The 18524-nt window shown below is 66.8% G+C and carries 19 protein-coding genes; 9 read left to right on the top strand and 10 right to left on the bottom strand.

Annotation, left to right across the window (positions count from 1 at the left end):
* The 9 genes from ACOJTD_RS05115 to ACOJTD_RS05075 form a co-directional block, all read left to right on the top strand.
* The coding region (locus ACOJTD_RS05115; protein WP_420131851.1) for a cytosine permease at positions 1-945 on the top strand (945 nt) is incomplete at its 5' end.
* Positions 946-958: 13 nt separating this feature from the next.
* Positions 959-2470, top strand: a complete 1512-nt coding sequence (locus tag ACOJTD_RS05110) for an amidase (RefSeq protein ID WP_420131850.1) — start codon at positions 959-961, stop codon at positions 2468-2470.
* 39 nt (positions 2471-2509) lie between these two features.
* Positions 2510-3529: an alpha/beta fold hydrolase gene (locus tag ACOJTD_RS05105; protein WP_420131849.1), complete on the top strand. Its 1020-nt coding sequence runs from the start codon at positions 2510-2512 to the stop codon at positions 3527-3529.
* 71 nt (positions 3530-3600) lie between these two features.
* On the top strand, positions 3601-4152 hold the full coding sequence (ureE, locus tag ACOJTD_RS05100; RefSeq protein WP_420131848.1) for an urease accessory protein UreE: 552 nt from the start codon (positions 3601-3603) through the stop codon (positions 4150-4152).
* A 2-nt stretch (positions 4153-4154) separates the two neighbouring features.
* A complete protein-coding gene (locus tag ACOJTD_RS05095; protein WP_420131847.1) occupies positions 4155-4823 on the top strand; it encodes an urease accessory protein UreF in 669 nt (222 codons plus the stop codon).
* Between the two features lie 9 nt (positions 4824-4832).
* Positions 4833-5528 (top strand): urease subunit gamma, encoded by a 696-nt coding sequence (locus tag ACOJTD_RS05090; RefSeq protein WP_420131846.1) that lies wholly within the window; start codon positions 4833-4835, stop codon positions 5526-5528.
* 4 nt (positions 5529-5532) lie between these two features.
* Positions 5533-7242, top strand: a complete 1710-nt coding sequence (ureC, locus tag ACOJTD_RS05085; protein ID WP_420131845.1) for an urease subunit alpha — start codon at positions 5533-5535, stop codon at positions 7240-7242.
* Between the two features lie 3 nt (positions 7243-7245).
* On the top strand, positions 7246-7902 hold the full coding sequence (gene ureG, locus ACOJTD_RS05080; RefSeq protein WP_420131844.1) for an urease accessory protein UreG: 657 nt from the start codon (positions 7246-7248) through the stop codon (positions 7900-7902).
* Positions 7868-8722: an urease accessory protein UreD gene (locus ACOJTD_RS05075; RefSeq protein ID WP_420131843.1), complete on the top strand. Its 855-nt coding sequence runs from the start codon at positions 7868-7870 to the stop codon at positions 8720-8722. The genes ureG and ACOJTD_RS05075 overlap by 35 nt, the downstream gene beginning before the upstream one ends.
* Here ACOJTD_RS05075 and ACOJTD_RS05070 read toward each other — a convergent pair whose 3' ends face one another.
* The 10 genes from ACOJTD_RS05070 to phnH all read right to left on the bottom strand — a co-directional run bounded on the left by ACOJTD_RS05070 (position 8723) and on the right by phnH (position 18522).
* Positions 8723-11035, bottom strand: coding sequence for a nitric oxide reductase activation protein NorD (locus ACOJTD_RS05070; protein ID WP_420131842.1), 2313 nt, complete (start codon positions 11033-11035; stop codon positions 8723-8725).
* A complete protein-coding gene (locus tag ACOJTD_RS05065; protein ID WP_420131841.1) occupies positions 11032-11832 on the bottom strand; it encodes a CbbQ/NirQ/NorQ/GpvN family protein in 801 nt (266 codons plus the stop codon). The genes ACOJTD_RS05070 and ACOJTD_RS05065 overlap by 4 nt, the downstream gene beginning before the upstream one ends.
* A gap of 222 nt (positions 11833-12054) precedes the next feature.
* Positions 12055-12672 (bottom strand): pyridoxamine 5'-phosphate oxidase family protein, encoded by a 618-nt coding sequence (locus ACOJTD_RS05060; protein WP_420131840.1) that lies wholly within the window; start codon positions 12670-12672, stop codon positions 12055-12057.
* On the bottom strand, positions 12669-13271 hold the full coding sequence (gene phnN / locus ACOJTD_RS05055; protein ID WP_420131839.1) for a phosphonate metabolism protein/1,5-bisphosphokinase (PRPP-forming) PhnN: 603 nt from the start codon (positions 13269-13271) through the stop codon (positions 12669-12671). The genes ACOJTD_RS05060 and phnN overlap by 4 nt, the downstream gene beginning before the upstream one ends.
* Positions 13268-14422 carry an alpha-D-ribose 1-methylphosphonate 5-triphosphate diphosphatase gene (locus tag ACOJTD_RS05050; protein WP_420131838.1) on the bottom strand — a complete coding sequence of 385 codons (1155 nt, stop codon included), beginning with the start codon at positions 14420-14422 and terminating at the stop codon, positions 13268-13270. Before ACOJTD_RS05050 ends, phnN begins: the two co-directional genes overlap by 4 nt.
* Before the next feature lie 14 nt (positions 14423-14436).
* Positions 14437-15135: a phosphonate C-P lyase system protein PhnL gene (gene phnL, locus ACOJTD_RS05045; protein ID WP_420131837.1), complete on the bottom strand. Its 699-nt coding sequence runs from the start codon at positions 15133-15135 to the stop codon at positions 14437-14439.
* Between the two features lie 7 nt (positions 15136-15142).
* The gene (phnK, locus tag ACOJTD_RS05040) at positions 15143-15937 is read right to left on the bottom strand and encodes a phosphonate C-P lyase system protein PhnK (RefSeq protein WP_420131836.1); all 795 of its coding nucleotides are present in this window, start codon (positions 15935-15937) and stop codon (positions 15143-15145) included.
* Positions 15930-16811 (bottom strand): alpha-D-ribose 1-methylphosphonate 5-phosphate C-P-lyase PhnJ, encoded by an 882-nt coding sequence (locus ACOJTD_RS05035; RefSeq protein WP_420131835.1) that lies wholly within the window; start codon positions 16809-16811, stop codon positions 15930-15932. The genes phnK and ACOJTD_RS05035 overlap by 8 nt, the downstream gene beginning before the upstream one ends.
* Positions 16808-17914, bottom strand: coding sequence for a carbon-phosphorus lyase complex subunit PhnI (locus ACOJTD_RS05030; RefSeq protein WP_420131834.1), 1107 nt, complete (start codon positions 17912-17914; stop codon positions 16808-16810). Before ACOJTD_RS05030 ends, ACOJTD_RS05035 begins: the two co-directional genes overlap by 4 nt.
* Positions 17914-18522, bottom strand: coding sequence for a phosphonate C-P lyase system protein PhnH (gene phnH / locus ACOJTD_RS05025; protein ID WP_420131833.1), 609 nt, complete (start codon positions 18520-18522; stop codon positions 17914-17916). Before phnH ends, ACOJTD_RS05030 begins: the two co-directional genes overlap by 1 nt.
* Between the last annotated feature and the right edge of the window lie 2 nt (positions 18523-18524).

Raw genomic sequence — 18524 nt, 5'->3', positions numbered from 1 at the left:
GTGCAGACGGGCATCACCGGTGCATTGATCAGCTCGACCTACAGCCTGAACTATGTGGCGATGACGGTGGTCGCCGGACTGCTCTATATCGGCATCACCTTCGTGGGCGTCAGGGGGCTTCACTACATCGGTATGATTTCGGCGCCGCTGTTCGTGATCCTCGGTGTCTTCGTCGCGGGGCATGCGGCATCGACGACGACCTGGTCGGCGATTTACAACTACGCGGGCAACAATGGTGTCGCCACCATGTCGATGGGAGTGGGACTCACCGTGGTGATCGCGCTGTTCATCGATGCCGGAACGGTGACGGCCGACTTCAATCGCTGGGCCAAGACGCCCGGAGCCTCGTTCTGGGCGACGTTCAGCGCATTTCCGTTCGCCAATATCGTAGCCATGCTGGTCGGCGGCGTGATGACGGCCGCACTGGCGACCCCGAACGCGAATCCGTTCGGAGCCGACAACATGTTCGGCTACATGAACAAGATGCAGATCGGCTGGCTCAGCGCGCTGGCCTTCCTGTTCCTCTACATCAATCTCGGTTCGGTGTGCTCGCACTGTCTTTATAACGCGTCGACCGGCTGGTCCCGCATCACCGGCACGCATATGCGATTGATGGCGATCATCCTGGGTGTCATCGGGATCGTGATCGCGGCTGGCAACGTCTGGGCCTTCTTCATCCAGTGGCTGTCGCTGCTGGGGATCGTCGCACCTCCGATCGGCGCCATCATCATCGTCGACAAGTACATCACCCGGCCGAGCGTCGACAGTGCGACCTCCGATTGGCGAGCCCCGGCCTTCATTGCCTGGGCAGCCGGGTCCGTCGTCGCTTTCGTGGTTGAAGAAGTGATGCCTGGGCTGTCGACGGCGATCTCGGCGATGGTGGTCGCTGCCGCAGCCTATTGGATGCTGTCGGTCCTGAAGGTCCGCAAGCTTCAGACCGCCTGAGCGTTCGCGCCCAATGGGTGCCGCGGCGCTGGCGTCGCGGCACCTGGTTCTCTCATCCGAGTTCGGAGGACGTATCATGTCGCAATCGACTGATGACATCTGTGCTCTCGACGCCGTTGCGATCGCGGATCTGGTGCGCCGTCGCGAGTTGTCGCCGGTCGAGGTCACCAAGGCGCATCTTGAGCGGATGGATCGGCTGGAGCCGGCGTTGCACGCGTTCTGCACGCCGACGCCGGAACTGGCCCTGGCCACCGCGAAGGCCATCGAAGACGATCTCGTCGCCGGACGCGCAGTTGGACCACTGGCCGGCGTTCCCGTCGGCGTCAAGGATCTCATCTGCACGGCTGGTATCAGGACCGTATCGGGCTCGCCGGTGTACGAAGAGTTTGTGCCGGATGAAGACGATGTCGTCGTGGAACGGCTGAAGGCCGCCGGCGCGGTGATCCTCGGCAAGACCAACGTGCCGGAATTCGGCTACAGCGGCGTCGGACACAATCCGGTCTTCGAGACGACCCGCAATCCTTGGAATACGAATCTCACGCCAGGCGGCTCGAGCGCGGGCTCGGGTGCGGCGGTCGCGAGCGGAATGTGTCCGTTCGCGCTCGGCAGTGACGGCGGCGGCTCGATCAGGATTCCGTCGGCGCATTGCGGCATCTACGGTCTGAAAGCGTCGATGGGCCGCGTGCCGCTGTATCCCGGCACGAAGGACGAGCGCTATCCCGGCGTATCGAGCTGGGAGAGTCTGGAGCATATCGGCCCGATGAGCCGGACGGTTTCGGACGCCGCGCTGATGATGTCGGTCATCGCCGGGCCTGATCCGCGTGACCGTTTCAGCCTGCCCGAAGCGCCCTATGACTGGCGGGAGACGGTGAAGGGCGACATCAAGGGACTGAAGGTCGCCTTCAGTATCGACTGGGGCTACGCGGCGGTCGATCCGCGTGTGCGCCAGGTAGTGACCGAGGCCGCGCGCGTCTTTGAGACAGAGCTCGGATGTGTCGTCGAGGAGGCTCATCCCGGCTGGAGCGATCCGTTCGGTGCGTTCTGGGGATTGGTCGCTGCGGAGTCCGATCTCAAGGGAATGCGCGCGTTGTTGAAGACCCACGGCGACCGGATGTCGCCGCACCTCGTCGCATTCCTCAACACGCCCTGGACCGCCGAGGACTTCACGGATGCGCTGATGACGCGCAAGGCCGTGAACAACAAGATGTGGCGGTTCATGCAGACCTACGATCTGATCCTGACGCCCACGCTGGCGGTGCCGCCGTTCGCGCTCGACATTCAGGGCCCGGAAAAGATCGATGGCCGGATGGTGGCCAACACGCAGTGGCTCGCCTTCACGTTCCCGCTCAACATGACGGGGCAGCCGGCCGCGACGGTCCCGGCCGGGTTCACCGATGATGGTCTGCCCGTTGGTCTGCAGATCATCGGGCGGCATCTCGACGACGCACTCGTGCTGAAGGCTTCTGCAGCTTTCGAGCGTGCGCGTCCATGGCAGCAGCGTCGTCCGCCGGTCCTGGACGCATAGACACGTAACTGACTTCAGAGTGGTGGGAAGGTGACGATCATGAGCCTCGACTATCAGATCTACGATCTCGGAGACGTCCAGCTGCAGCGCGGTGCGACGTTGCGTGATTGCAAGCTGGCCTACAAGACGTTCGGGACGCTGAGCCCGAACAAAGACAATGTGATCGTGTACCCGACCTGGTACTCCGGACAGCACTACGACAACGAGTGGCTGGTCGGCGAAGGCATGGCGCTCGATCCCTCCAAGTATTTCATCATCATTCCTAACATGCTGGGGAATGGACTGTCGTCCTCGCCGAGCAATTTCCCGGAGCCGTACAACGGCCCGAAGTTCCCGCAGGTCACGGCCTACGACAACGTGCAGGTCCAGCACCGGCTGGTCACGGAGAAGTTCGGCATCAAGCACATCCGGCTGGTAACCGGCTGGTCGATGGGCGCGCTGCAGACTTTCCACTGGGGCGCGCTCTATCCCGACATGATGGACCTCATCGCGCCGTTCTGCGGATCGGCGAAATGCTCGCGGCACAACATCGTCTTTCTCGAGGGCGTGAAGGCGGCGCTGACCGCGGATGCGGCCTGGAACGAGGGCTGGTACACGGACAAGCCGCAGCGGGGCCTGCGGGCCGCGGCGCGCGTCTATGCCGGATGGGGATTTTCGCAGGCGTTCTATCGGCAAAAGCTCGATCTGGAGACGCTGGGCTATTCCTCGTTGGAAGACTTCCTGGTGGGCTTCTGGGAAGGTTTCTTCCTGCCGAAGGACCCCAACAATCTGCTGACCATGCTGTGGACCTGGCAGAACGGCGATATCAGCGACAACGAACTCTACAAGGGCGACTTCAAGGCGGCGCTCGCGGCTATCAAGGCCAAGGCCTATGTGATGCCCGGGCAGACCGACCTCTACTTCCCGCCGGAAGACAGCGAATTCGAGGTCGCCAACATGCCGAATGCCTCGCTCATTCCCGTGCCGTCGGTATGGGGACATTTCGCCGGCGGTCCCGGCACAAATCCTGTCGACGTGGCGTTCCTCGACGCCAAGCTGAAAGAACTGCTCGCCTCGTGACCGCGCGGCAGCGGCCGAGCGTGTGCGCTCCGAGCCGCTGCCACGCACGATGAACTGGAAGGAGTCCTGCAATGCTTCGGATCGATCATGTTCTGGGCAGCCGTATCGATCCGAGTTTCTCGGAAGATCTGCACCGGCTCGAGCACAGCGGCGGTGTCGATATCGTCAGCATTCCGGTCGCCGACCTGGCGCGCCGCCGCTTGCTTGCGACCACGCGGGGCGGCCAGGAACTGGCGATCGCACTGCCGCGCAACGAGAAGCTGTTCGACGGCGCGGTGCTGTTCATCGACGATGCGCGGGCGATCGTGGTGCATGCCGGCACGGAGCGCTGGCTGCGGCTGGCGCCGCGCTCGATCGCCGATGCGATCGAGCTCGGCTATCAGGCCGGCAATCTGCACTGGCGCGTGCGGTTCGAGGGCGAGGCGCTGTTCGTCGCGCTTGAAGGGCGAGCCGAAGACTACATCGCCCGCCTCGACGAACTGATCGGCAACCGGCGCATCGGCGTGTCGATCGTCGATCAGGAGAGCGGCGAGAGCGAGCGGAACGGACACGATGCGGTTCACGGCGCACTGCCTCACTCGCACGGCCATGGTCATCATCACGGCCACGATCACGATCATTGATCATGCGCTCCTCTCTTCTCGCGATCTGGCAGGCCGACAGCGGGTTTCCGAACGGCTCGTTCGCGTTCTCCTACGGCGTCGAGGCGATCGCCGATCTGCGCGGCAAGCTGTCGCCGCGCTCGCTCGCCGACTTGATCGAGTCGGTGCTGCGGCTGCGCTGGGCGACGTTCGATCGTGTGCTGATGGTTCGTGCCTTCCGCGCGAGCGACGATATGGTCCAACTCGCGGAGCTCGATCGGCTCTGTGAGGCGATGTCGTTGCTGGAGCCGCATCGGCTCGGCTCGCGGCGCAATGGCGGATCGTTCGTCGCGGCGCATGCGCGGCTCGGGGATCCGCTCGCCCTGCGGCTGCGTGATGCGATCGCGGCTGGTGAGTGCCTCGGGCATCTGCCGGTGATGCAGGGGGCTCTCTGGCGCGCCCTGCAGTTCGATCAGCAGGCCGCGGAGATCGCCTCCGGTTACATCACGGCCTCGGGCATGATCGCGGCGGCGGTGCGGCTCGGCGCGATCGGCGCGCTGCAGGCGCAATCGGCACTGCAGAGCGTGTTGCCGATCATCGAGGAAACCATCGCGAACGCGGACGACGCTGCCGAGCCGTCGAGTTGCGTGCCGTTCATCGACATCGCCGCGGCCCGGCATATGCGGGCCGATCTGCGGCTGTTTGCAAACTGAGAGGCCCGGATGCTGCTCACCCCGACCGAACTCGAACGCCTGACCATCTTCAACGCCGCGGAGCTGGCGCGCCGTCGTCGTGCGCGCGGGTTGAAGCTGAACTATCCGGAAGCGGTCGCGCTGATCACCGACGATATTCTCGAAGGCGCGCGTGATGGTCGCACCGTTGCCGATCTGATCGGCTACGGCTCGACGATCCTCACCACCGACGACGTGATGCCCGGCATCGCCGCGATGATGCACATGATCCAGGTCGAGTGCGTGTTTCCGGATGGCACCAAGCTGGTCACGGTACACGAGCCGATCCGGCCTGCGCCCGGCAGTGCGGCCGACCCCGAGCATCCGGGCCTGATCACCGCAGCGGAAGGCTCGCTCGAACTCAACGCCGGCCGGCGGCGGCTGACGCTCACGGCCGTCAACACCGGGGATCGCCCGATCCAGGTCGGCTCGCATTATCATTTCTTCGAGGTCAACCGCGCGCTCGAATTCGATCGCGGCGCGGCGTTCAACATGCGGCTCGACATTCCGGCCGGCACCGCCGTTCGCTTCGAACCGGGCGCTTCGAAGGAAGTCACGCTGGTCGAGTTCGGCGGCAGCGGCGATCTCACCGGGCTCAACAATCTCACGGCGGGGCGCGGCTCCGATCCACGCGTGCGCGAGGCGGCGCTGGCGCGCGCCAAGGCGCGCGGCTTCAGGGGGGCTTGATACCATGGCGAAGATTCAGAGGCGCGACTACGCCGCGCTGTACGGCCCCACGACCGGCGACAGCATCCGGCTCGGCGACACCGCGCTGCAGGCGGTGGTCGAGAAGGACTACGCGGTGTACGGCGACGAGTGCCTGCATGGCGGCGGCAAGACGCTGCGCGACGGCATCGGCATGGCCGGCATCACCAGCGCTGAGGGTGCGCTGGATTTCCTGCTGTGCAACGTCACGGTGATCGATCCGGTGCTCGGCATCGTCAAGGGCGATCTCGGCATTCGTCACGGCCGCATCGTCGGCATTGGCAAGGCCGGCAACCCGGCGATCATGGACGGGGTCGATCCGCGGCTGATCGTCTCGACCGGCACGACGGTGCGCGATTGCGAGGGCATGATCGCGACGCCGGGTGCGATCGACGTCCACGTGCATTTCGACAGCGCCGGCCTGGTCGAGCATGCGCTGGCCAGCGGCATCACTACGATGATCGGCGGCTCGCTCGGCCCGATCACGGTCGGCATCGATTCCGGCGGGCCGTTCAACACCGGCAAGATGCTGCAGGCGGCCGAAGCCTGGCCGATGAATTTCGGCTTCCTCGGCCGCGGCAATGCGCATGTCGCGGCGCCGATGGTCGAGCAGCTCGAAACCGGCGTGATGGGGCTGAAGCTGCACGAGGATTGGGGCTCGATGCCGGCAGCGATCGATTGCTGCCTGCGCGTCGCCGACGAGTACGATTTCCAGGTCCAAATCCACACCGACACGCTGAACGAGTCCGGCTTCGTCGAGGACACGCTGCAGGCGATCGGCGGCCGCACCATTCACATGTATCACACCGAAGGCGCCGGCGGCGGCCATGCGCCGGACATCATCCGCGTCGCCGGTGAGATGCACTGCCTGCCGTCGTCGACCAATCCGACCAATCCCTACACGGTCAACACCTTCGACGAACATCTCGACATGACGATGGTGTGCCACCATCTCAATCCGGCGATCCCCGAGGACGTCGCCTTCGCCGAGAGCCGCATCCGCGCCCAGACCATCGCGGCCGAAGACGTGCTGCACGACATCGGCGCGATCTCGATGCTCGGCTCCGACAGCCAGGGCATGGGCCGTATCCACGAAGTGATCTGCCGGACCTGGCAACTCGCCTCGAAGATGAAGCAGCAGCGCGGCGCATTGCCCGAAGATCAGCCCGGCATGGGCGACAACGCCCGCATCAAGCGCTACATCGCCAAATACACGATCAACGCCGCCAGGACGTTCGGCATCGCCGATCACATCGGCTCGCTGGAAGACGGTAAGCTGGCCGACATCGTGGTGTGGAAGCCGGCTTTCTTCGGCATCAAGCCGGAGCTGGTGATCAAGGGCGGCTTCATCGCCTGGGGCGCGATGGGCGACAGTGCCGCCTCGCTGATGACCTGCGAGCCGATCCTGATGCGTCCGCAATGGGGCTCGTTCGGCCGCGCGCCGTCCGCGCTGTCGGCCTGCTTCGTGCATCCGCTGGCGATCGAAGGCGGCATCGCGGGGAAGCTCGGCCTCTCGAAGTCGCTGCTGCCGGTGAAGGGCACGCGCACGCTCAGCAAGCGCGACATGCTGCACAACGATGCCTGTCCGCGCATCACCGTCAATCCGGATACGTTCGACGTGTTCGTCGATGGTGAGCTTGCCACCTGCGAGCCCGCGACCGAGCTGCCGCTGGCGCGGCGCTATATGTTGAGGTGACGCATGGGACTGCAACAGACGCCAACCAGCACGAGCACCGGCGCACGGCCGTCCGTCGCCGCCCGCATCGGCATCGGCGGGCCGGTCGGCTCCGGCAAGACCGCATTGATCGAAGCGCTGATTCCGGTACTCCAGCGTCGCGGTGTCGACTTCGCCGTGGTCACTAACGACCTCGTCACCAAGGAGGACGCCGAGCGGCTGCGGCGCTCGGGCCTGATCGATCCGGCGCGGGTGTCGGCGGTGGAAGCCGGCGCCTGTCCGCACACCGTGATCCGCGAAGACCCGACCCTCAACATCGCGGCAGGTGATGCGCTGGAGGCGAAGTTTCCCGGCCTCGAACTCGTGCTTTTCGAATCCGGCGGCGACAATCTCGCCTCGACGTTTTCGCTCGATCTCGTCGACTGGTGGATCTTCGTCATCGACGTGGCCGGCGGCGACGACATCCCGCGCAAGCGCGGGCCGGGCGTGATCAAATGCGACCTGCTGGTCGTCAACAAGGTCGATCTTGCGCCGCATGTCGGCGTGGTGCTCGACGCGATGCTGGCGGAGGCGGAGCGGGTGCGCGGCGGGCGGCCGGTGATCGCGACGAATGCGCGTTCGGGTTTGGGGATCGAGGCGGTGGCCGATGCAATTACTTCCGCCGTCCTGTTTCAAGCCTGAGCCGTCGCGCGCCTCGGCCGCGCGTATCGCCGCCGAATTCGCCGGCGGTCGCACGATCCTGCGCCGCCAGCAGGTCGGCTATCCATGGCATCTGACCCGCGGCTTCCATCTCGACAGCGCGCGCCCCGATCTGCTGACGCTGTATCTGCAGTCCGCCGCGGGCGGCATGTACGGCGCCGATGATCTGCAGTTCGACGTCACGGTCGGCGAAGGCGCAGCGCTGCATTTGACCACGCAGTCGGCGACGGTGGTGCATCCGGGCCGCGACCGTCCCGCCGCGCTGCGCCAGCGCATCGCGGTCGGAGCCGGTGGCTTCGCAGCGCTGACCAGCGATCCCTACATTCTATTTCCTGATGCCGCACTGTCTCTGTCGAGCACGGTGGTCGTCGAGAAAGACGGCGTGCTGCTGATCGCCGATGGCTTTTCCACGCATTGCCCGCCGAGATCGACCGGCGTATTTCGGCGATTTGCCAGCGAGCTGCGGATCGAGCGGCCTGATGGCCGGCTGCTGATGCTGGATCGCGGCGCCCTGCAGGGCACTGATCTGCGCGGTGCGTTCGATCCGCTCGGCGGCATGCGCGCCGCGGCGTCGGTCGTGCTGATTGCGCCGCCGGATCGGCTGCCGCCCGGCGAGGAGATCGAGCTGGAAGCCGATCGTGTCGGCTGCTTCGCCGGCGTATCGAGCGCACCGAACGAGGCGGGATTAGTTGTGCGGATGACCGCGCCGGACGCCGGCGGGCTGACACGCGGCGTCACCGCGGCATTCCACGTCGTCACCCGCCATGTGCTCGGCGTCGATCTCGCGCCGCGCCGCAAGTAATCAGCGGCGGGCGAGGCGGAAGTACAGTTCGGACAAGCGGCTCGGCAGATCCTCGACGCGGTGCACCAGCATCGTATTGCCGCGGCCGAAGATTCGGGAAGCCGCTGCCATGCCGCCGCTGCCCAGCACCACGCCGAAACTATCGATGCCACGCGCATGCAGGTGCATTACGGCGCGCCGTGCATCTTCGATCAAATCGGCCGGATCGTCGACATCGATATCCGACGGCTCGCCGTCGGTGAGCACCAGCACCAGCTTGCGGAAGCTGTTGCGCTCGCTGATGACTGCGCCGGCATGGCGTAGCGCGGTGCCGAGCCGGGTCGAATAGCCGGAGGCGAGCCCGTCGAGGCGCGCCATGCTGTCGGCGCCGTAGCTCTCGCCGAAGGCTTTCACCGTCGTCAGCTTGACGTCGTCGCGCCCGTCCGACGCGAAGGCGAGCAGGCCGAAAGGATCCTGCAGCGTCTGCATCGCTTCGGCCAGCACCGCCACTGCGATGCGCTCCACATCGAGCACGGTCGCTCCTGACGCCAGCCGATCGCTGGTGGATTGCGAGGTATCGATCAGCAGCAGCGTGGCGAGATCGCGATGTTTTGAGGTCGAGGAGCGGAATACGCGCGGGTCGGGATCCTGCCCGGTGCGCAGCGCCAGCCCGGCGTCGATCACCGCATCGAGATCGAGGTCATGGCCATCGTGCTGGCGATTGAGCCGGATCGAGCGGCCGACGCGCAGCCCGCGCACCAGTTGGGCGACGCGGCCGCGCAAGACATCCGCGCTGTCGAGCGCGTCGATGATGCGCTTCGGATCGCCGCGGACGGCCGCGACTTCGCGCACCGTCGTCCATTCGGGGCGCTCGATGCCGTGGCGGCGATCCCATTCCGGATAGGTCGCCAGCACCGTGCCGCGCTGGTCTGGAGCGATTGGCCGCGCCTTGCCGGCCTGGCTATCGGGCGTCTGGTTTTCCTGGCGCGGCGCGTCGTCGGCTTCCTGTTGTTCGATGCGCGCCGCGTCGATGAACATCTCCAGCACTTCGGCGTTCGCCTGAGCCGGCTCGTCGAAGTCCCACAGGCCGAGATTGTCGTCCCGATACACCGGCTCGACCACATAGGTCTTGGCGTTGAACTGCACCCGCATCTGGCCGAGATCGTTGCCCAGCGACATCCCGATCTCGCGCGAGATCGCAGGATCGCTCAGCCGCGGCAAGGCCTGCGCGAACAGCGCGCGGCCCTTGGCGACGAAACCGTCGTCGTCTTGATACTCCGGATCGAACAGCGCGCGCGACAGCCGCGCCAGCAGCGCCGGCGCGGTGGCGATGCCGGCGGGCCTCGCCGTGTGATACGGGGCCCACAGCCGGCGCAGGCCCGGTATTTGCCGCATCGCCAGCGTCTCGATCCGGGAATCCTCGATCAGTCCGACCAGCACGATCTGCAGCGGCTTCAGCTTGCCGACGACAAAGCGGTCGCTGCCAAGCACGAGGTGCGCATGCGCATGCGCGGCCGCGGCGCGATACAGCGACCACGCGGCGTCGCCCTCGAAGCCGCGATACACATCGGGCAGCCGGATCAGCGGCCCGGCGATCGACGCCCGCCGCGGAATCGCCGTGTCGGCCGGCGGCAGGCTGCGCAGCAGCGGCACGTGGCCCCACAGCGCCGTGACGAACGTCTTGAGATGCCGCTCCGTCTCGGCGAAGTCGACGCCGCCGAACTCGCGGCTGATCAGCCGCCGCGCCAACTCGTGCTGCAACGTGAAGTAACCGAGCCGAACCGTCTTGTTTCCCGCGGCGAGCTTCAGGCCGGCGGCGATGAAATTTTCGAATGCGTCGATCGAGCCGGGCGCCAGGATGTCCGACATCCGCTGTGCCATCGGCTCGATCACCTCGGGCGCCTCGCGGGACAAGCCGCGCAGCGCGCTCCACCAGCGCGCCAGCATCGGCTCCGAGGCGAACGCGTTGCGGGCGATCGGCAGCGATTTCAGAGCGAGCGCGGCCGCCCGCGCGCCGGCATTGCGGCAGATCTCCGTGGCGGCGTCGGCGGCATCCAGCAGCGGGGGCATGCCTACGGCGGCGTGACTGCGGCTGATATCCCAATAGGCGATCAGCCCGGTCGGGCCTAGATTGACGTTGGCCAGCGCGAGCACCGCGGCTGACCAGGTTTCCAGATCATTCGTACTCCAGCGATCGCTCAGGTCGGTCCAGGTCGCCCCGAACGGCGCCCGCAACGCATCGCGCTGGCGCATCATCTGGCGCAGCGTCAGCGTCGCGGATGTCTGCGTCGCAGATGTCGCCTGCACCGGACTGAGCGGGGCCGCCGTGCTCACGGCAGGCACGCGTCGATTGCGGCGCGTAGCGCGGCGCGGACGTCGGGATTGTCGGTGATGGGCAGGACGATGCTCGACTGCACCGCGGTGGCGAGCGGCAGGCCGCCGCGCACCAGCCGGCCGGCATGAATCAGCATTCGGGTCGAGGCGCCTTCGTCGAGGCCGTGGCCCTGCAGATTGCGCGAGCGCTGGCCGATCGCCACCAGCACGTCGGCCAGCGCCGCATCGGCGCCGCTCTCGCGCGTCACGATCGCGCTCTCGATCTGCGGCGGCGGGTAGGAAAAGTCGATCGCCAGGAACCGCTGCTTGGTCGATTCCTTGAGATCCTTGACGGCGCTCTGGTAGCCCGGGTTGTAGGAAATCGTGAGCTGGAAGTCGGCATGCGCCGGCACGATTTCGTTGTGCTTCTCCAGCGGCAGCACCCGCCGCGCGTCGGTCAGCGGATGGATCACCACGGTGGTGTCCTGCCGCGCCTCGACGATCTCGTCGAGATAGCAGATTGCGCCCTGGCGCACCGCCTGGGTCAGGGGGCCGTCGTGCCAGACGGTGCCTTCCGGCTCGAGCAGATAGCGGCCGGCGCGGTCCGCGGCCGTCATGTCCTCGTGCGCCGCCACGGTGATCAGCGGTCTGCCGAGCCGCCACGCCATATGCTCGACGAACCGCGTCTTGCCGCAGCCAGTCGGCCCCTTGAGCATCACGGGCAGCCGCTCGTCATAAGCCGCGCGAAAGATCTCGATCTCGTCGCCGTGCGGCTGATAGTAGGGCTCGGATGTGATCCGGTATGCGTCCAGGCTCATGCAATCCTCCGGTGTGTGAACGAAGGACGGGCGCCGCGGGATGGAGATCGGAACGTGCGGCAGCCACCGTCCCTGCAAAAGGGATCATGGCAATCACTGCCGCTCTGGCGCGCTGCTGCCTTGAAGCACGCTTGATAGCTGACAATAGCCCGAAACCGGCCGAGCGCAAGGGCGGTGCCGTCCGCGGGGATGGCCCGGGGGCTGGCTCTCAGGCCTTCCGACCTACCACATCGTCTCGGCGGCGCGCTGCGGCCAGGCGCGGTCGTAGGCGTCGCCGCCGACCCGGCCTTCGGTCATCGAGGCGAGGATCTGGCCCGGCGTCGGCAGGGTTGCGGGATCGATATGCTTGTCGGGATTCCACAGCTCGGAGCGGATCAGCGCCCGGCCGCATTGGAAGTAGATCTCCTCGACGGTCATCACCATCACGCTGCGCGGCGCCTTGCCGTCAACTTTGAAGGACTCCAGCAACGCCGCGTCGGCGCTGATGAGCGCGCGGCCGTTGATGCGCAGCGCGTTGAGCGAACCGGGGATCAGCAACATCAAGGCGACGCGCGGATCGCGGACGATGTTGCGCAGCGAGTCGATGCGATTGTTGCCGCGCCGGTCGGGCAGCATCAGCGTGGTGTCGTCGTGGATATGGATGAAGCCGGGCAGGTCGCCGCGCGGCGAGCAGTCGAGGCCTTCCGGACCGACGGTCGCCAGCGCCGCGAATGGCGAACGCTCGATCAGCGTGCGATACGCCGAGGTGATGCGGTGCGCGACCTTCTCGGTCGAGGCGTCGTTGGGCACGCCGTACAGCGTTTCGAGCTCGGCGACGGTGCCGATGGCCGGGAACGTCATGGTCTTGCCTTCCTTCCAGCCTCGGGCGTGCCGCGGATGATCGCCAGCAACTCGTGCGCGTGATCGTCCGGACTCGCGACATTCATGATCGTGAAGTCGGCGATCTCGCCGCCGACGCTGCGACCGATCCGGTCCGCACTCATCGCGTCGCTGCTCCGCGCGCGCAGCGCGATGCGCCGCGCCAGCACATCCGGCGGTGCCGTGATCTGCACCACCACGACGTTGTCGTAACTCTGCCGGGCCTGCCCGATCACCGTGCGCGAGACGTTCGCCACGACAGTGCGGCCGGCGCGGATGTCGTTGTCGATGGTGCGCAGCACGCCGTAGGAGTGGCCGTGCGCCTGCCAGTGCAGCGCGAACTCGTTCGCCGCGATCATGGCGCGGAACGCCTCGGGCGTGCTTTGCAGATTATCCTCGGCGGGCGAGGGCTCGCGCGTCACCACCCGCCGCGCAAAACCGACGCTGCGTTCGCCAAGGCAGGCGATCTTGGCGATGCCGAGCAGCGTATCCTTGCCGGCGCCGCTCGGCCCGACGACCAGCACCAGCCGGCCCGGTCCGATCCGGCTTGGCGGCGGGGCGATCGGCGCGAGCTCGGTCATGCCACCCGGTGTCCTTCGCGCCAGACGCTGCGCACCGCCGGCACGTCGTGCGCGACATGGACGCGGATCAGATCGGCGCGCTTGCCGACCGCGATCTCGCCGCGGTCGGGCAGGCCGACCGCTTCGGCCGGCGCCTTGGTGACTGTGCGTACCGCCGCCGGCAGCTCGATCGCCGGCGCGCGCAGCGGCAGTTGCAACGCCGCCATCAGCAGGCTCGACGGGATGTAGTCGGACGACAGGATGTCGAGCAACCCTTCGCGCGCGAGATCGATCGCCGCGATATTGCCGGAGTGCGAGCCGCCGCGCACCACGTTCGGCGCGCCCATCAGGATGTCGATGCCGGCTTCGTGCAGACGGCGCGCGGCCTCCAGCGTGGTCGGAAATTCGGCGACCGCGACCTTGTCGCGGATCGCCTCGACGACGTTCTCCGCGGTGGTGTCGTCGTGGCTCGCCAGCGGAATGTCATGCTGATGCGCCAGCGCGACGATGGCCCGCATATTGGCGTCGGCATAGGTCTCCTTGCAATACAGCCGACGCGCGAACATCACGTCGAGCTCGGCGTCGGTCATGCCGGCGCCCTTGCCGCGATAGTAGTCGCGCAGCTTCTCTTCGTCGCGGAACTGACGCTGCCCCGGCGTGTGGTCCATCAGCGACATCAGCCGGATGTCGGGCCGGTCGATCAGCTCCTTGGCCTCGTCGACTACATTGGGCATCGGGATCTCGCAGCGCAGATGCAGGAAGTGATCGGCGCGCAGCAGATTGGCGTCGCGTGCCGCAGAGATTGCCCCGGCCAGCACGATCGCCTGGCCATCGACATCCTCCGCGCCTTCCTCGCGCCACACCCGCAGCGAGTCCAGCACGGTGGTGATGCCGCAGGTGGCGAGCTGGCCGTCATAGGACACCACGGCCGCGACCGGATTCCACTGCACCTTGGGGCGCGGCATGTAGTGCGCCTCGAGATGATCGGTGTGGAGTTCGATCAGGCCGGGGATCACCAGATCGCCGCCCATGTCGAGGCCGCCGGCAGGCACGCCGCTGTCGCCGATCTCGGCGATGCGGCCGTCCGCGACCGCCAGCCAACCGTGCTCGATGACGCGGTCGGCCAGCACGATACGGGCATTGCGGAGGATGAAGTCGGAAGTCGTCGTCATTACTGTCTCTCTCGTCAGGCGGCCGCGGCGAAGCTGGTGACGTCGATCAGCCGGTCGGCGATCCGGGTGCGCACCTCGTCGTCGTGCACGATGGCGATCATCGCGACGCCGTCGTGTTTCTTCTCGGCCACGAGATCCATCACCACTTCGCGGTTGGCGGCGTCTAGTGACGCGGTCGGTTCGTCCAGCAGCAGGATCGGAAAATGTGCGATGAAGCCACGCGCGATATTGACGCGCTGCTGCTCGCCGCCCGAGAAAGTCGCCGGCGGCAACGTCCACAACCGCTCGGCGATGTTGAGGCGCTTCAGCAATTCGCCGGCACGCGCGCGGGCTTCGTCCTTCGCCATGCCGTTGGCGAGCAGCGGCTCGGCGACGACGTCGATCGCTGCGACGCGCGGCACCGCGCGCAGAAACTGGCTGACATAGCCGAGCGTGAAGCGGCGCAGCTCCAGCACCTGGCGCGGCTCGGCGCTGGCGAGGTCGATGGTGGCGCCGCGGTGCAGGATGTCGATCCGGCCGCCGTCGCAGCGATAGTTGCCGAAGATCATTTTCAGGATCGACGATTTGCCGGCGCCGGACGGCCCGGCCAGCACGACGCATTCGCCGGCGCCGACCTCGAACGAGACGCCGCGCACCACCGGCAGCCGTAGGCCGCCCTGCAGGTGCATGACGAACGACTTCTGAGCATTAGTGAGTTGGATCATCGCGGTCATGGCAGGCTCATGCGGGCAGGATCGAGGCGACGAGGAGCTGGGTGTAGGGCTCGTGCGGATCGTCGAGCACCTGGTCGGTCAGCCCGGTCTCGATCACGCGGCCGCCCTGCATCACCATCACCCGATGTGATAGCAGCCGCGCCACGGCCAGATCGTGAGTCACCACCACGGCGGCGAGGCCGAGTTCGGTGACGAGGCCGCGCAGCAGATCGAGCAGCCGCGCCTGCACCGAGACGTCGAGGCCGCCGGTCGGCTCGTCCATGAACATCAGCCGCGGCTCGGTGACGAGGTTGCGCGCAATCTGCAGCCGCTGCCGCATGCCGCCGGAGTAGGTGCGCGGCGCGTCGTCGATGCGGTCCTGCGCGATCTCGACGCGCGACAGCCAGGACGAGGCTGTGTCACGGATCTGGCCGTAGTGATTCCAGCCGACCGCCATCAGCCGTTCGCCGACATTGGCGCCGGCCGACACCGCCATGCGCAGGCCCTGCGCCGGGTCCTGATGCACGTAGCCCCAATCGGTGCGAAACAGGAAGCGCCGCTCCGCCTCGCCGAGGGCGGCTAGGTCGCGCAGCACGCCGTCGCGCATCCGGTAGGAGACGGTGCCGGTGCTCGGTGCGAGCTGTGCCGACAGCATCTGCAGCAGCGTCGACTTGCCGGAGCCGGACTCGCCGACGATCGCCAGCACTTCGCCGGGATAAAGCTTGAACGAGATGTCGCGGCAGGCCTGCAGCCGGCCGTAGGACTTCGACAGATGCTCGGCGACGAGCAGCGGCTGATCGGCCGGGATGGTGCGGTCAAGCATCGGCGTGCTCCTGATGCGGCGCGCTTTCGCTGCCGCAATGGCCCTGCGCCTGGCGGGTCTCACAATAATCGGTGTCGGAGCAGACGAACATCCGCCCGCCGCGATCGTCGGTGACGATCTCGTCGAGATAGGACTCGTTCGAGCCGCACAGCGCGCAGGGCGCATCCTGCCGATAGCGCGTGAACGGGTGATCCTCGAAATCCAGCGACACCACCTGCGTGTAGGGCGGGATCGCGTAGATCCGTTTCTCGCGGCCGGCGCCGAACAATTGCAGCGCCGCGCAATCGTCCATCTTCGGGTTGTCGAATTTCGGCGTCGGCGACGGGTCCATGACGTAGCGCGCATTGACCTTCACCGGGTAGGCGTAGGACGTCGCGATGTGGCCGAACTTGGCGATGTCCTCGTACAGCTTGACGTGCATCAGGCCGTATTCGGCGAGCGCATGCATCCGCCGCGTCTCGGTCTCGCGCGGTTCGAGAAAGCGCAGTGGCTCGGGGATCGGCACCTGATACACCAGCACTTGCCCCTCGTGCAGCGGCGCCTCGGGAATGCGATGCCGCGTCTGGATCACGGTGGCGTCGCTGGTGCTGGTGGTGGTCGCGACGCCGGCGGTCTTGGCGAAGAATTTGCGGATCGAGATCGCGTTGGTGGTGTCGTCGCTGCCCTGGTCGATCACCTTCAGCACGTCGTCGCGGCCGAGGATCGCGGCGGTCACCTGCACGCCGCCGGTGCCCCAGCCGTAAGGCATCGGCATCTCGCGGCTGGCGAACGGCACCTGATAGCCGGGGATTGCGATTGCTTTCAGGATCGCCCGGCGGATCATCCGCTTGGTCTGTTCGTCGAGATAAGCGAAGTTGTAGTCGGGCGCGTTCATTCCGCTGCCTCCGGCAATGCATCGGTTTGTTCGGTGGCGTCGGCGAAATCCTGACGCAGCCGGCGGATCAGTCCGAGCTCGGACTGGAAGTCGACATAGTGGGGCAGCTTCAGGTGCTCGACGAAGCCGGTAGCCTGCACGTTGTCGGAGTGCGACAGCACGAACTCCTCGTCCTGCGCCGGCGCCAGCGCTTCCTCGCCGAGTTCGCGCGCGCGGAGCGCGCGATCGACCAGCGCCATCGCCATGGTCTTGCGTTCGCTCTGGCCGAAGGCGAGGCCGTAGCCGCGGGTGAAGCAGGGCGGCTCGGTGGCCGAGCCCTTGAACTGATTCACCATCTGGCATTCGGTCAGCGCGATGCTGCCGAGCGGCACCGCGAAGCCGGCATCCTCGGCGACGAACTCGAGTTCGACTTCGCCGAACCGGATTTCGCCGGCGAACGGATGCGTGCGGCCGTAGCCGCGCTGCGTCGAGTAGCCGAGCGCGAGCAGAAAACCCTCGTCGCCGCGCGCGAGATTCTGCAGCCGCAGATCGCGATCCGCCGGAAAGCTGAGCGGCTCGCGCGTGAGGTCGCCGACCGGCGCGTCCGGCTCAGGCTTCGAGGTCGGCTCGATCAGGCCGTCGCGGCCGAGAATGTCGGTGACGCGCGGCATCGCTTCGCTCAAGGCGGGCGCGCTCGCCGGCTGCTCCGGCTCGCCGCCGGCGGCGAGTTGCGGATCAAGTAGGCGATGCGTGTAGTCGAAAGTCGGGCCGAGGATCTGGCCGCCGGGAATGTCCTTGAAGGTCGACGACACCCGGCGCCGCACCGTCATCACGCCGGTGTCGAGCGGCTCGGTGGCACCGAAGCGCGGCAGCGTGGCGCGGAAGGCGCGCAGCAGGAAGATCGCCTCGATCATGTCACCGCGCGCCTGCTTGATCGCCAGCGCGGCCAGCTCGCGATCATACAGCGAGCCCTCGGCCATCACCCGGTCGACGCCGAGCGCGAGCTGTTCGGAGATCTGCGCCAGCGTCACTTCCGGCACGTCACGATCGCCGCGGCGTTCGTGAGCCAGCAGCCGGTGTGCATTGTCGATGGCGCGTTCGCCACCTTTGACCGCGACGTACATCAGTTGCCTCCCTGTGCGACGATCCTCGTAGTGCGCGGGATCGCGACGATCGCATCGTCCTGCGCGAGGATGAGGTCTAGGCCGCGCTGATACAGCGGCGTCAGTGCCTCGCGCTTGGTCAGCAGTCCGGTGGGTAGCGGCGCGCGCAGCGTCGCCGTGCCGCGAATGCCGGGACCGCTCAGCTCGAACGCGGGGCCATCGTCGAGATGGTCAAGCTGCAGGATCAGCGTGGTCGAGCGATCCGGATAGTCGTTGCTGCCGAGCGCGAAGCGCTCCAGCGACGGCATCGTCTCGGGATCGGCGATCAGCGCGAACGCGGCCGCATCCGGCTCGCTCACCAGCGGCGCCGAGGTGTGGAAGCGCAGCCACTGCGTGACTGCTGGGACGCGCGCGGCCGCGTTGAGCCACAGCGGCGTATCGTGATCGAATAGCGTCAGCGCGATCGCCGCCGTTGCCTCGGTGAGCGGAGCAGTGACCTGCTGCAAGCCAGTCTCCAGCCGCTGCACCGTGCCCGGCCGCGCCATCGCCTGCATCACCGCGCGGAAGGTCGTTTGCGCGGACGTGACCTTGTCGGCGAAGCCGGCGGAAAGTTCGAACGCCATGCTCATCG

It is taken from the genome of Rhodopseudomonas sp. (genome assembly GCF_048594845.1).
Classification (GTDB): domain Bacteria; phylum Pseudomonadota; class Alphaproteobacteria; order Rhizobiales; family Xanthobacteraceae; genus Rhodopseudomonas.
Note: the sequence above shows the minus strand (reverse complement) of the source record. Positions and strands in the feature narration are given on the sequence as shown.